Here is a 14170-nt window from a genome sequence, read left to right on the forward strand (position 1 = left end):
ATATGGGAAAAATGGTGAATGGATTCATGCAGTCCCTCATAGCTTTGGCGCGTTTTTTCCAGATTGGCTCTCGGTCTGCCCGCCTGGCCCGCCCTCTGCGCGTGGCGTTGGCCTGCTGTTTTTGTCTGCTGCTGGCTGCCTGTTTTGAAACCCGCCCCCCCGATGGCGTGGTGGCTACCGTTAATGGCGAGCCCATCAGCCTGCGCAGATTGCAGACCCTGCTCGACAGCCGTTCTCCCTCCCTTGGGGCAATGCGCACTCCTTCGCTGGAAAACATGCGGCGCGAATACGGCGAAGGGCTGGGCACACTGATCATTTACGCTCTGGTGCGGCAGGATTTGCAGCGGCTCCAGATGTCGGTCAGCCCAGCCATGCTGGAGACGGCCGTGGCAGAAGTAAGGAATGATTACGGCGGCGCCGACGGTTTGGAAAAATATCTGGCCGAAGAATCAATTGACCCTTCAGAATGGCGGGCTTTGCTGCTTGACCATCTTTCCATGCTTACTTTTGAAAAGCGGGTTCTTGCAGCGGGCATCCGTGTTTCGTTGCCCGAACTGCGCGACTACTACCAGACCCACGAAGACGATTTTCAGATGCCGGAAACTCTGCGCGTCTGTCTGATTTCTGGCGAATCGCGCAAGGACGTGGAAGGCTTTTGCGCCGTGTTTCCCGGCGGCATAAGTGAAGCGCGCAGCAAGGTGCAGCTCCAGTGCCAGAATGTGCGCCCAACCGATCTGCCCCAGGGATGGCGCAAGGCCGCTGCCGGTCTGAAGCCGGGCCAGTGCGCGCCAGTGCGGCAGGAGGAAGGCCTGTGGCGCAGCCTTGGCCTGATTGAAAGCCGCCCGCCAGCGCACATCAGTCTGGCGGAGGCCTATCCGCTGGTGGAAGGCATCCTGCGGGAGCAGAAGATGTCTGAGGCTTTTGAGCGCTGGCTTGAAAAGGCTCTGGCCGATTCCGTCATCATGGTGGGCAAGGAGCTTGCCCCCGATCTGCTTGCGCCCCCGGCGTCCCACTCTGGCGGGCAGAGCAGTGATGCCCCCGCCGTGTCGGATGTTTCTGGCGCTGCGGAGGACATGAAGGCCCTGCCCCCCGGCAAGGATGATGTGTACGAGGGCGATGTGCCTGAAGGTACCCACGATCCCAACGCCAATGGAGCATTGGAAAATCAGGGGCATAGTCCCGAAACGGCCCCTGCTTCAAAAGCCTCGGGCGACCATCAGCGCAAGCGCGACAACGGCGGCTCCGCGCGGCGTCGCTGAGGATTTGCATGCAACATGCCCCGGCTGCTGGCTGCCTGATGGCTGCGGCTGCGGCAGTTGCATTGCATGTTGCGCTGGATTGGGATATAATTTTACAGATAAAGCGCGGAATTTTTGCGCGCAAGCAGGGAGTATAACGTGAGAAAAACGCTTATTTTGGCGCTGGTTATCTGTTTTATGACCGCTGTTGGCGCTCAGGCCGCACAGATCAACAAGGTGGCGGCCGTGGTGAACGGTCAGGTTATCACCATGTTCGATCTGCAGAAAAACGCTGTTCCTGATCTTATGCGGGCGCGTATCAATCCCAATGATCCCGCCCAGGCCAAGGCCGTGGACGCCGTGCTGCGCAAGGCGCTGGACGGTATGATCATGGATATTCTGGTTGCGCAGGAAGCCAAACGCCTCAAAGTTTCCATTTCTTCTTCTGAAATTGACAGCGAAATCACCAAGATCATGAAGGGGAACAACCTCACCAAAAAGCAGTTTGAAGAACGCCTGGCCCAGCAAAAGACCAGTGTCAGCGAACTGCGTGGCAATATTGAAAAAGGTTTGATTCGCCAACGTGTTATGGCAATGGAAGTGGGCCGTCGGGTAGTTGTGACCCCGGATGAGATCAAGGCCTACTACGATGCGCACAAGGACACCATGTATGACCGCACCGGTCTGCACATGGCCCTTCTGGTGTATCATCCCAATGCCAATGCTGCGGCTTTGGCTGCGCAGATCAAGTCTGGCGCGGTTTCGTTTGAGGAAGTCGTGCGCAAGTATTCCATCGCTCCCAACAAGGAAAACGGCGGCGACATGGGCGCAGTGGAGTGGGACAAGCTCAACCCCGAGTGGGAGGCCCGCCTCACCAAGATGAAACCCGGCGATGTAACGGATGTTTTTGAGCTTCAGGGCCGCAAGGCGCAGGTGCGTCTGTACCGCCCTGGCGGCGGCGAACTCAAGATGCTCACCTTTGAGCAGGCCAAGCCGATGATCGACGGCATCCTGCGCCAGCCCAAGGCTATGGAGCGTTTTGAGGACTACACCAACCAGCTTCGCAGTCGGGCCGTTATTGATATCAGAATGTAGCAGGGCCGCCACGGGTGGTTCCGGCTTTTTGCTGGCAACCGCCGCCCCCTCGGGGCGGCAAGACCATTATCGAGGCTTTTCATGACCTTAGTGGAATTGGGCGCTGCTTTGCGCGTTGAGCGCGAAAAGCGGGGTCTGGACATGGAAGATGCGGCAAACCGGCTGAAAATCAGCGCCCGTCTTCTGCGCGCTTTGGAGGAAGGGGACGAGACGTCCTTGCCCCCACTGGCGTACACCAAGGGGTTCATCCGTTCATACGCGTCCTATGTTGGCCTTTCGGCAGAAGAAGTCAGCGAGGCGCTTGGGGCGCTTGAGGCCGCTTCCGAGCCTGTAGCGCCGCAAAATGTTTATGAGCCCGAGATGGTTCTCACCCCGCGGCGTAACCTCAAGCCTATTCTGGCCGGGCTATTCATGGTGTGCGTGGTTGCTGTGGTGCTGGTTGCCTGGCAACAGGGAGTGTTTGATTTTTTGAGCCGGCAGACGCGCCGTCTGGCGCAGCCCGCCCCCTTGCAGAGCGCCGAGTCTGTTGACCCCGGCAATCTGACCAGTCGGCCTTCCGCCCCTGCTGCTCCCGCTCAGGGGCAGGCCCCGGCGCAGATGTCTGCCCAGGGTTCTGCGCAGGCTCCGGCGGTTGCCAGTCAGCCGCAAAGCGCTGCTGCTCCTGCACAGGGGCAGACCCCGGCCCAAACGTCTGGCCAAAGCTCTGGCCAGACTTCTGCGCAGGCTTCGGTTCAGCCGACAGGTCAGGCTGCCCAGCCTGCTGCCCCTGGTTTGCCCCCGGTGCGCGGCACTGCCGCAAATGTACCCGCTGCGGGGACGCCTGCTTCAACAGCTCCGGCGGCCTCCGCCGCTGCGCCCGCTGCCGCTTCGCAGGGCAGTGAAGTACCAGTTGGCGCCCACAAGCTTATTATCACCGCCACAGAAGAATGCTGGGTACACTCCAGCGCCGACAAGACCGACACTCGCCAGTTTTCGCTGCATAAGGGCGATACTTTTGCCCTTACGTTCAGCAAGAGCCTGGAGTTGAAGCTCGGCAACGCTGGCGGTGTGCGCCTGCGGTATGACGGTGAAGAACTGCCCCCGGCGGGGCAGAGCGGCCAGGTGCGCAATCTGGTGTTTCCCCCTGCGGACAGGCCATGACCGAATGGGCAGATCACGCGCTTGTGCTGCGTATCGGGCACTTTCGCGAGGCGGATCTGTGGCTGAAAATGCTTTGTCGCAAACACGGCCTGCTGACGCTGTTCGCCTTTGGCGGCAGCCGCAGCAGGCGTCGTTTTTGCGGCTGCCTGGATGTACTCAACAGCCTGCATTGCAGGGTAAAGGCCTCGGGGCGCGGCAGCTTTCTCAATCTTGAGGAAGCCGTGCTGCTGGCCGGGCCGCAAAGCCTGCGCGGAAACTGGCGGCGCATGGGGCTGGCGGCCAACTGCCTGCGGTTTGTGGAAGCGCTTGGCGTTAACGACGAAGGCGCGGACGAGGCCTTTCTGCTGGTTGAAGATTTGCGCAAAACGCTGGAAGAAGCGGAAAACGTGCCCTCGCTGCTGCCCCAGTTTTTCCGCCTGCGGTTTGCTGGCGTTTTGGGTTTTGCGCCTGATCTGGGCCGATGCGGCACATGCGGCGCAGCCATAACAGGCCCCGCGCAATTTGTGGTTGACGAGGCCCAGTTGCGCTGCCCCGCGTGCCGGGCGACAGCAGGGCCAGCGCGGTATGGCGTGGAACTGGGCGCGTCCGGGCTTGACCTTTTGCGTCATGTGCAGCAAGAATTTCCCTCCGGCTGGCATGCGGAAGAACTGCCTGCGGCAGATCGGCGCGCGTGCGCCAAGGTTATTGACGGTTTTGTGCAATATCACCTGGGTCTCTCGTGGGAAGGGGGCTACTTTCGCCACGTGTGACCGTGTTTGCGCCGAAATTTCCGATTCGGTTTGGGATGGTTTGGGGCGGCGTTATTATTGAACAGCCGCGCGTATGCGTCTGAAAAAGGCTACGAACAAAGGACAGCGCATGTATTTTCAGGATGTCATTTTAACTTTGCAGAACTACTGGGCCAACCAGGGTTGCGTCATCGAACAGCCTTCGGGTGTGGAATGCGGTGCCGGTACGTTCAACCCCAACACGTTTTTGAGGGTTATTGGGCCGGAACCGTGGAGCGTGGCCTATGTGGAACCCTCCCGCCGTCCTACGGATGGCCGCTACGGCGAAAATCCCAACCGCCTGCAACGGTATTTCCAGTTTCAGGTGATCATGAAGCCCTCGCCGGACAACGTGCAGGATCTGTATCTGCAAAGCCTCAAGGCGCTGGGCATCAATCCCGCGCAGCACGACATCCGTTTTGTGGAAGACGACTGGGAATCCCCCACCCTCGGCGCCTGGGGCCTTGGCTGGGAAGTGTGGCTCAATGGTATGGAAGTAAGCCAGTTCACCTATTTTCAGCAGGTGGGCGGCATTGATCTTTCGCCCATCAGCGTGGAACTGACCTACGGCCTTGAGCGCCTTACCATGTATTTGCAGGGCGTTGAATCCGTGTATGATCTGGCCTGGAACAAAAACGTCACCTACGGTCACATCTACCACCAGAATGAAGTGGAGCAGTCACGCCACAACTTTGAGGCCAGCAATCCTGAAATGCTGTTGCGGCATTTCAGCGATTTCGAAGGTCAGTGCAAAGTCCTGCTGGAGCAGGGGTTGCCTTGGCCTGCCTATGATTACTGCCTCAAGTGCTCGCATACATTCAACCTTCTGGACGCCCGAGGAGCCATCTCCATCACGGAACGCACCGGCTATATCGGCAGGGTGCGCGCTCTGGCGGCTGGAGTGGCACGACTGTACGCAGCCCAGCGTGAAGAACTGGGCTATCCCATGCTCAACAAGGATGCGAGGTAAGCCGTGGCGACCTTTGTGCTTGAAATCGGCAGCGAGGAGTTGCCTTCCCGTTTTCTGGCCCCCGAAGAAGGGGAGCTGGCCTCCCGTTTTAGCGGCGCTCTGGACGAGGCCGGGCTTGAATACGGTGCGCTGCGCGTTATGAGTACGCCCCGTCGCGCGGTGGTGATTGTTGAAGACCTCAACCCTGTACAGGTGGAGAGGGAAGAGGTCGTCTCCGGCCCGCCCGTACGCGTGGCCTATGATGCCGAAGGCAAGCCCACCAAGGCCCTTGAGGGGTTTGCGCGCACCAATGCCTGCGCTCTTGAAGACGTTTTTCGTGTGGAAACGGACAAGGGCGAATACGTGGCCGTGCGCAAACGCACCGGCGGCGCGCCCGCAGTCGGCTTGCTTGCTGATATCTGCCCCTCGGTGATTACCGCGCTTTCGTTCCAGAAACGCATGCGCTGGGGCGCATATTCGCTGGCCTATGCCCGTCCGCTACGCTGGATACTGGCGCTGCTTGACGATGCGGTGGTGCCCTTTACCGTTGGCCCCATGGCCTCTGGCCGTGAGACCTGCGGGCACCGCATCCACGGCGCTGGCCCTTTTGCTGTGGCGCATGCCAATGAATTTCTGGCCACCCTCGCCGGGGCCTGCGCCATTACCATTGATCCTGCCCAACGCCGCAATGTCATTATTGAGGGCGGCAATGCCCAGGCGGCTGCCGCTGGCGGCAAGGTGCTGTGGAAAGACAGCCTGCTGGACGAAGTGCAGGGCCTTGCCGAACACCCTGTGCCGCTGCTGGCCGATTTTGATCCCGCCTATCTTGAGGTGCCGCGCGAAGTGCTGCTCACCAGCATGGAAAGCCACCAGAAGAGCTTTGGTATTGAAGGGGCCAATGGCGAACTGCTGCCGCATTTTCTCACCGTGCTGAACCTCACCCCCGAAGACATGGGCGTGGTCAAGCGCGGTTGGGAACGTGTGCTGCGCGCCCGGCTTGAAGACGCCCGCTTTTTCTGGCAGGCCGACCTGCGCGATACCTTTGATCACTGGCTGCAAAAGCTGGATACGGTCATCTTTATCGGCGGGCTTGGCAGCATGGGCGACAAAACCCGCAGGCTTGAGGCTCTGTGCCGCTGGCTTGCCGAAAGCTGCGCGCCAGAGCTTGCCGATGATGCCTCTCGCGCCGGACGCCTTTCAAAGGCGGATCTGGTGAGCGGCCTTGTGGGCGAGTTTGATACCCTTCAGGGCATCATGGGCGGCATCTATGCTGGCCGCAAAGGCGAAAGCAAGGCCGTGGCCGAAGCTCTGGGCGAGCAGTATCTGCCCGCCGGGCCGGATTCTCCGCTGCCCAAGAGCCTCGCAGGCGCGCTGCTCTCTATGGCGGACAAGGCCGATACCCTCGCGGGTTGCTTCGGCCTCGGCATGATCCCCACTGGCGCTGCCGACCCCAACGGCCTGCGGCGCTGTGCGCTGGGTATCATCCGCATCATGCTCGAGTTCGGTCTTGCGGTTGACGTGCGGCAGTTCTTTGCCAAGGCGCAACAGCTTTATGGCGATCGCCAGTGGAAGCTTGCCCCGCACGATGCTCTGGACAAGCTCATGGATTTTTTTGCGGCGCGTTTGCGCAACTATTTCATGAGTCAGGGACAGGACACGCTGCTGGTGGATGCGGCCCTTGGCGCGGGCGCAGAAGATGTGAAGGACTGCGGCGCTCGCCTTGCTGCGCTGGCGGCCTTTAGTCAGGCGGCGGACTACGAAGCTGCGGTGCAGACCTTCAAACGTGTTGCCAATATCCTGCGCAAGCAGGGCCAGGCCGAGGAACTTTCTGACCATTGGGATCCTGCCTTGCTGCGTGAAGACGCGGAAAAGGCGCTGGCATCCACGCTGGAAGAAATGCTGCCTCGCCTTGATGCCCTGTGGGCTGCCCACGATCATGCCTCGGCACTGGCCTGCCTGAGCGCGGTACGCCCCGCTGTGGACGCCTTTTTTGCCGGTGTGATGGTTATGTGCGATGATGCGGATCTGCGCCGCAACAGATTGAGCATGCTGCGCGGCCTTGGCTCGCGGTTTGCGCGTCTGGCCGATTTTTCGGCCTTGCAGATGTAGGTTGTTCAACGGTTTTGCGGGGGGAGAGGGGAGCTTTTGACGGTTTTCCTCACCCTCAAACAAGAAAATGTTAGATAAAAAGACACGATTGCTTGACAGCTAATCGTGCCAGTGGTAAGAACCCTTCTTCGCGACAACGCGCTAACTTTTGTTTTCATGGCTTGCGCGGGCAAGCCCAACATATGTGGAGGATTCAAAGTGGCCAACCATAAGTCAGCCCTCAAGCGTCACAAGCAGAGCTTGCAGCGGGCAGGCCGCAATCGCGCCGCCCGTACCCGCGTGAAGAATGCCATCAAGCAGGTTCGCGCCGCCATCCAGAACAACGAACAGGGCCAGGCCAGCGAAGCTCTGTCAAGCGCCACTTCCGTGCTCGCCAAGGCTGCCGGTAAGGGTGCCCTGCACTGGAAGAAGGCCGCACGCAAGATTTCGCGTCTGGCTCATGCCGTTAACGGCATCAGCGCGTAGTAGTTTTATTTACTGGTTTGAGGCGTGCTTGCCCAAGGGGCAAGCACATTCCCTTACGGGAAGTTGCAGATAATAATTTTTAACAAGTTCACAGGCTTTTCAAAAAATATTTTGAAAAAAAGCTTGACGGCGACTGTGACTTGCGTTAGTTTCCTCTTCGTTGAACGCGCTCGTAGCTCAGCTGGATAGAGCAACAGGCTACGAACCTGTAGGTCAGGAGTTCGAATCTCTTCGGGCGCACCATAAAAATCAAGCCCTTACGGTTAATCGCCGTAAGGGCTTTTTTGTTTTGTCACACTTTTAGCCACTATTTAGCCACAAGTTTTAGTTGCAAGGTTTTTAGCCGTCAGCCTCCCCTGGTAGTCGAGTGTTTTGCCAGCTACTAGAGCCGCCAATCTCTCCACGCCCGTTTTCTCCACATGTCGCCCATATGTCGCTCACAAATCGGTTTTAAGCTCCATTTTTATATTGAACGTAATTTTGTGTGTTCAAAAATAATCCTCGCTAAGAATCAAAATTTGAAGGACTTGGAAAAATCCATTTTTAGTGTAAGGATTTTTTTAGAGGAAAGTTTGATTTTGCCCATATCTTAGGAGCGAGGAGCCCCCCCCCCACACGATGGCGAAGAGTGTCTTCCCGCCGCCAATGGTGAGCGGAATAGAAAGGAGAAATAACACCAACTGCTAATTCTCTTTGTGCCGCTGGGTTAGAAAAAATGGTGGCTTGGTCAATGTATTCCTAAAGTTGAAGCACCAAATAAAATCACTGAGTTAGAAAATGCTCCGTAAACCTTTCTTGCTCTGCCTAATATCACAAAAAATCATAAAACATTTTTTTGCGCAGCTGTTAGATGCTTACATGCTACCAAAAAAATTGCCTCTCGAGGCACTCTTAATGACCTTTATTTAACTGCTCAGTAGAAAAATGAGGATATAAAACGCACTGCTGTAGCAGGTACGATCAATACTTGCAGACAGTCACCTCAGACAACGATCTGGCATTTTACCACGCAACAGGCCTAAGCTATTTAGCAAAAAATGCTACTTCAGTGTAGCAATAATCTAAATCTATGGGGGGAGGTGATATGAAAATTTCACGTATAAAAATTCAGAATTTTAGAAATTTTTCAGAACTAGATGTTCAAACAAGTGGTCGAACTGTAATTGTTGGCGAAAATCGTGTTGGAAAAACAAATTTACTGTATGCTCTTCGATTACTCTTAGATGCAACTTTGCCAGATAGCGAACGCCAGCTTTGTCGTTCTGACTTTTGGGATGGTTTAGAAGTCCTAAGTAGTCAAACTAAGATTAAAATCTTTGTTGAAATTATGGACTTTGAAGAGGATTCAAATATATTAGCTCTTCTTACCGATTTTCGACTTGATGATGATCCTGATACAGTCAGGTTAACATATGAATTTAGGCCAAAGCCAAATGCAAGCAATCCGCCTCAATCTGATGCTGACTATGAATTTATATGTTATGGAGGTGAGCATGAAGAAAAAAGCCAGTTTGGGTATGACGTGCGGCGTAGAATACGTTTTGAATTGCTTCCAGCATTGCGTGATGCAGAGAGTGACTTATCAAGTTGGCGACGTTCTCCTTTGCGCCCATTGCTGGAAACTGCATTTAGCGAAATAGATGGAGATGAGCTTGAAAATGTGAAACAATCAATAGAAACTGCTACAGATAAAATTTCTGAGTTTGAGGTTTTGAATAGTCTTGAAAATAGCATTATGGATCTTTTTACTTCAATGAGCGGTCCTAAACAGGCTGTAAATTTTAGTCTTGGTATAGGAACGACCAATATTTCGCATATTTATAGAAATATTAAGTTGCTTATTGACAATGAAAAACGTCAGGTTTCTGATGCTAGCTTAGGTTCTGCGAACATAATATTTCTTACATTAAAGTTCTTAGATATAAAACGCCAAGTTGAAAACAATAGCAGAGACCATACAATTCTCTCAATAGAAGAACCAGAAGCACATCTTCATCCTCATTTGCAGCGTTCAGTGTATAAATATTTTTTTGAAAATCTTGACTTTGATAATACGGAAAGCCCTATTTCGATCTTCTTAACAACGCATTCGCCACACATAGCAAGTATTTCTCCAATCGATTCATTGCTTTTATTAAAAAGTACAGACAATAATGGTACTATTGGGTATTCAACAGCTAGCATCGGTCTTTATGAGGAGGAAAAAGAAGATTTAACTAGATATCTCGATGTAACAAGAGCTGAGATTTTATTTGCACGAGGTGTATTACTTGTTGAAGGTGACGCTGAAAAGTTTCTTATTCCTACGTTTGCAGAAAATTTGGGGTACGATTTAGACCAACTTGGAATATCTGTCTGTTCCGTTTCTGGCACTAACTTTTCTCCATATGTAAAATTTCTTAGTGCATTAAATATTCCTTTTGCCGTACTGACTGACTGGGATCCACAACCAAATGATAAATTGCCACTTGGAGCGAATCGCGCAAAACAACTTGTGAGGTTAGTTACAGAGCATGATGAAGACATGTGTAATAAAACAATAGAAGCTATAGGTAAATTAATTGAGAAAAATGCCTGGGGAAAATTCGATGAAATATGCAATATTCATGGAATATTTACAAATGCAGATACACTAGAGATAGAATTACTCGATGATTTTAAAAATGAAATTATAGATACTCTTAAAGAGCATAATTTTAGCCAAAGGCGTCTGGAGTTGATGGAACAATGGAGAGTAACAGATGATTTATCAGGAGAAGATAATGAAGAATTATTGAAAATGATCGAAACCATAGGAAAGGGACGCTTTGCACAGCGCCTTGCTTCTCGTATTTCTGGAACAAAGCTTCCTTCATACATTAAGGATGCTATTAAATTCGTGGTGGCGCATGTCTAGCCGATTTTACTACCTGAAATCTGCTGATGAGCTTCGTAATAATCCGGGGCAGTGGGCAGCGTATGAATCCAAGGGCAATAGCATTGTCATTGCTGGCCCTGGGAGCGGTAAAACAAAAGTTTTAACAACAAAATTAGCTAGAATTCTTGCAGAAGATGTTAGAGAGCCACGGTCTGTAGCGTGTATAACATATAGCAATGAATGTGCGCGCGAACTTGAAAGAAGACTTTCTATCCTTGGCATTGAGCAAAATCGGAGAGTATTTATCGGTACTGTTCATTCTTTTGCTCTAGTGCATATTATAATTCCATATGCAAAAACTGCCCAATTAGGTCTCCCTGAGGATTTTAAAGTTGCGCGAGAGAGTGACACCAAGCTTGCTCTAGAAAGAGCTTTTCATAAAACATTAAAGAGATCTGATGATCCACAATATTATATGTTCCCAATGAATGAATACCGGTGTTCAATACTGGATAGGTCAAGTTCGATGTGGGCAAACACCAACCAATATCTTGCAAGTCTTTCTACTGCATACGAAAGTGAATTAAGAAGTATGGGGCTTATTGACTTTACTGATATGCCGTTACTTGCTTTGTCAGCATTAAAGAAAAATGATTGGCTTCAGAAAGCCATAGTCGCTAAATTCCCAACTTTAATCATTGATGAGTACCAAGATTTAGGCCTTGCACTCCACAATATGGTCATGACTCTCTTAAGTTCTGGAATACGTATTTTTGCTGTAGGCGACATAGATCAATCCATTTATGGATTTCAAGGTGCGCAACCAGCGATGATAGATGAATTGATGTCGACAAACAGTGTAGAAACTCACAGGCTAAGGTTAAACTACAGATCAGGAGCTAGTATAGTAGCGGCATCAACCATAGCGCTTGAAGAACATAGGGATTACGAGTCTGCGGCAAATGAGGAAAGTTTAATTTTTTTTCACCCCCATCAAGGAGATTATAAAGAACAAGCACAATGGCTATTTTCGTCAGTGCTGCCTTCTATATTATCACGTCTTCCATGGATTAATTGGAGTGATATTGCGTTACTCTACCCTGGAGCGTGGATTGGGAATAGCCTAGCAACTGAGGCAGCCAAGCATGGTATTTCTATCGTTCGTAACGACAAGAATGCAATTTATCCACGAAGTAGTAGGCTGCTACGATGGATCGAGCACTGTGCAGAATGGTGTTGTGGAGGATGGAAGACTGGTAGTCCAAGGTTTTCACAGCTCGCAAGGCAAGGTATTACTTTTTTTATCGAGAAGCTTCCTGATAAGCAAACGGTTTTGTTTCAGCAAAAACTTGTTTCATTTCTTTGGTCTTCAAGGGATTCAGCTGTATCGCTAGCCTCATGGCTAGAAAATTTTCATAGAGATATTTTTTCCGAATTGCTTGCAACATGTAGTTTTATACATAATGAGTCAGAAAATTTTCAAAATTTTTTTGAAAAATGCAAAAGTGGCGAGCTCAAAGAGATGTCTCTTGAACAATTTGCTGGCCAAGGAAGTAATCAAGACAGCCTAGTTTTAACTACATTGCATAGTTCTAAAGGGCGTGAATTTTCAGTGGTCATTCTGTTTGGGATGGATGAAGGGCGCATTCCACGCCCTAAACCAGTTGAAAAAGAAATTATTGAGTCAAGAAGGCTTTTTTATGTTGGCTTCACACGAGCAAAAAAAGAAGTTCACATCATGTATACTGAGAAGAATCCTTCTCGCTATGTTACAACTGTCAAAAAGTGGATAGATTCATCTGAAAGATAGGCATGTTTATTTTGACTTTGATAGAATGATTAATTCACAATTGTATGATTTGCTTTTGAATTATTTAATAGACTGCTGCATCTTAATGCCTCTTAAGTTTTCAGCGAGAAAATTTTAGGTTCTTTTTTTCCCTTTGACTCTTCCTAGTGACATTCGTACTTAATGACTCACTGTGCGTTAAGTGCGGTGTGATTCATTGATTTCATTTTTTACAACAGAAATTTGTTCTTGTCTTGGTTCCGAAACGAGCCGAAGGCGAGTTTGCCTGGCCCCGCAGGGCTGGATTGCCCGCAGTGCCCAAAGCGCAGCTTTGTGGACACAAGGGCCATCCAGCTATGATCTTATGACTTGTTCATATTCACTCTATATTTAGATGTTTCGTAGACATATTTAGAAGTTTTTCAGATAAACTGATGCACTTCACCATTAGTCTATAGTTGTACAATAGCACTTCAATACAAGTTATAAAATATGAAAAAATAATTTTCATAAAAAATGAAAAAAATTATTGTTAAAAAACAATAACTTTTTGAAAAAGCTCAGAATTTCTTCAGACGACCTTCAGACAGTTTACAGTTGTTCCACAATAATATTTATAGTCAGAAAAATTTTTTGTAAAATTTTTGCATATTTGACAATTTTTTTTAGAGTGCTACATATAAAAGTATAGAAAAAATAAGAGTAGCTTTTATGTAAAACAGAAAAATATTTAGAGCTTTTACAGAGCTATTCAAAAAAAACACATTTAAAATAAAGGACAATTACAATGGAAGCAAAGAAAACTTTGGATGAAACACAAGTTTTTAAAGTAAAGGCAGGGCTTGAAAAGATTGCAGTTTCAAAAGAATCACAGTCGCTCACTAAAAACATAAAGACTTTTAAGAGTGAAATTCGGGCGTCGCGTAAAGCTGGCAGAACGTGGAAAGAGATCGCCAACATCTTTTCTGAAGCAGGCGTACAGGTGAGTGAGAGTCTTTTAGCAACGGAATGTGGAGAAAAACGCAGGAAGATTCAGACAAAACAGAATGATTCTAAAGTAGCGGCGCAGAAAGTTTTAGTTAAACCGCAGATGAATCACACGCCACATACAGCCGCAGCGCAGAATGTTGAAACACAAGAAAGATGTAGGCCGACTATTAAGCCAGATCGGGCTGAGCTGTGAGAGATATTTTTTTTAAGGATACTCCCGTTTAAACGGGGATTTTTAATTTTTGAAGCACGCACCGACCATGCCGCGTTGCGGCACGGTTCCCGGTGCGGGGCCGGTTGTGTGCTTAGGGGGTGAGGGCAGACTTTTAGGAAGGAAAAAGACGGGCTTTAGTCATAAACAAAGCTCAAATTTGCGTTTTTGAGCCTCTTTTGGGTGTGGTAAAAAATATGACATAATGAGGGGCTAGAGGGGCGGGGAATCTTCTTTATCTTTGCTTGCTTTCTTTTTTCTTAGTTATTATTGAAAAGAAGTTGTCGGTTATTTTTTGTTTATCACTGAAAAATAGATAAAAGGAGAAATGCCATGACAAAAGAAAATACGAGAAAAATTGGCCGTGACGCTGGAAGTGGCAAGTTTATACCAGTTAAAGAAGCTGAAAAACGCCCTAAAACAACTGTCATTGAAACGGTTAAAGTGCCTGATAAAAAGAAGAAATAGCGCACCTTGGTTGTATGGCATTTAAGGACGGAGTGATTCCGTCCTTTTTTGCCAGGACACTCCTCCCTATTGCCCAAGGATTGGCATCAGAA

The 14170-nt window shown here is 50.3% G+C and carries 11 protein-coding genes and 1 tRNA gene; all 12 read left to right on the forward strand.

Annotated elements, in window-relative coordinates:
• Positions 1-26: 26 nt before the first annotated feature.
• Positions 27-1259, forward strand: coding sequence for a peptidylprolyl isomerase (locus G449_RS17340; protein WP_159060484.1), 1233 nt, complete (start codon positions 27-29; stop codon positions 1257-1259).
• A gap of 114 nt (positions 1260-1373) precedes the next feature.
• Complete coding sequence (locus G449_RS0114415; protein ID WP_081640585.1) at positions 1374-2333, forward strand: SurA N-terminal domain-containing protein; 960 nt, start codon at positions 1374-1376, stop codon at positions 2331-2333.
• 81 nt (positions 2334-2414) lie between these two features.
• A complete protein-coding gene (locus G449_RS0114420) occupies positions 2415-3473 on the forward strand; it encodes a helix-turn-helix domain-containing protein (RefSeq protein ID WP_022660025.1) in 1059 nt (352 codons plus the stop codon).
• A complete protein-coding gene (recO, locus tag G449_RS0114425; protein ID WP_022660026.1) occupies positions 3470-4222 on the forward strand; it encodes a DNA repair protein RecO in 753 nt (250 codons plus the stop codon). Before G449_RS0114420 ends, recO begins: the two co-directional genes overlap by 4 nt.
• 109 nt (positions 4223-4331) lie before the next feature.
• Positions 4332-5210 (forward strand): glycine--tRNA ligase subunit alpha, encoded by an 879-nt coding sequence (glyQ, locus tag G449_RS0114430; protein WP_022660027.1) that lies wholly within the window; start codon positions 4332-4334, stop codon positions 5208-5210.
• A gap of 3 nt (positions 5211-5213) precedes the next feature.
• Positions 5214-7298 carry a glycine--tRNA ligase subunit beta gene (glyS, locus tag G449_RS0114435; RefSeq protein WP_022660028.1) on the forward strand — a complete coding sequence of 695 codons (2085 nt, stop codon included), beginning with the start codon at positions 5214-5216 and terminating at the stop codon, positions 7296-7298.
• A 198-nt stretch (positions 7299-7496) separates the two neighbouring features.
• Positions 7497-7763, forward strand: a complete 267-nt coding sequence (gene rpsT, locus G449_RS0114440; protein ID WP_022660029.1) for a 30S ribosomal protein S20 — start codon at positions 7497-7499, stop codon at positions 7761-7763.
• A gap of 166 nt (positions 7764-7929) precedes the next feature.
• Positions 7930-8006: transfer RNA gene (locus G449_RS0114445), tRNA-Arg, on the forward strand.
• A gap of 841 nt (positions 8007-8847) precedes the next feature.
• Positions 8848-10659 (forward strand): ATP-dependent nuclease, encoded by a 1812-nt coding sequence (locus G449_RS0114450; protein ID WP_022660030.1) that lies wholly within the window; start codon positions 8848-8850, stop codon positions 10657-10659.
• Positions 10652-12430, forward strand: a complete 1779-nt coding sequence (locus G449_RS18220) for a UvrD-helicase domain-containing protein (RefSeq protein ID WP_081640586.1) — start codon at positions 10652-10654, stop codon at positions 12428-12430. The genes G449_RS0114450 and G449_RS18220 overlap by 8 nt, the downstream gene beginning before the upstream one ends.
• Positions 12431-13196: 766 nt before the next feature.
• The gene (locus G449_RS0114455; protein ID WP_022660031.1) at positions 13197-13592 is read left to right on the forward strand and encodes a hypothetical protein; all 396 of its coding nucleotides are present in this window, start codon (positions 13197-13199) and stop codon (positions 13590-13592) included.
• A gap of 351 nt (positions 13593-13943) precedes the next feature.
• Complete coding sequence (locus G449_RS18705; protein WP_022660032.1) at positions 13944-14078, forward strand: hypothetical protein; 135 nt, start codon at positions 13944-13946, stop codon at positions 14076-14078.
• The last annotated feature ends 92 nt before the right edge of the window (positions 14079-14170 follow it).

It is taken from the genome of Desulfovibrio desulfuricans DSM 642, from assembly GCF_000420465.1.
In the GTDB taxonomy this organism is placed as follows: domain Bacteria; phylum Desulfobacterota; class Desulfovibrionia; order Desulfovibrionales; family Desulfovibrionaceae; genus Desulfovibrio; species Desulfovibrio desulfuricans.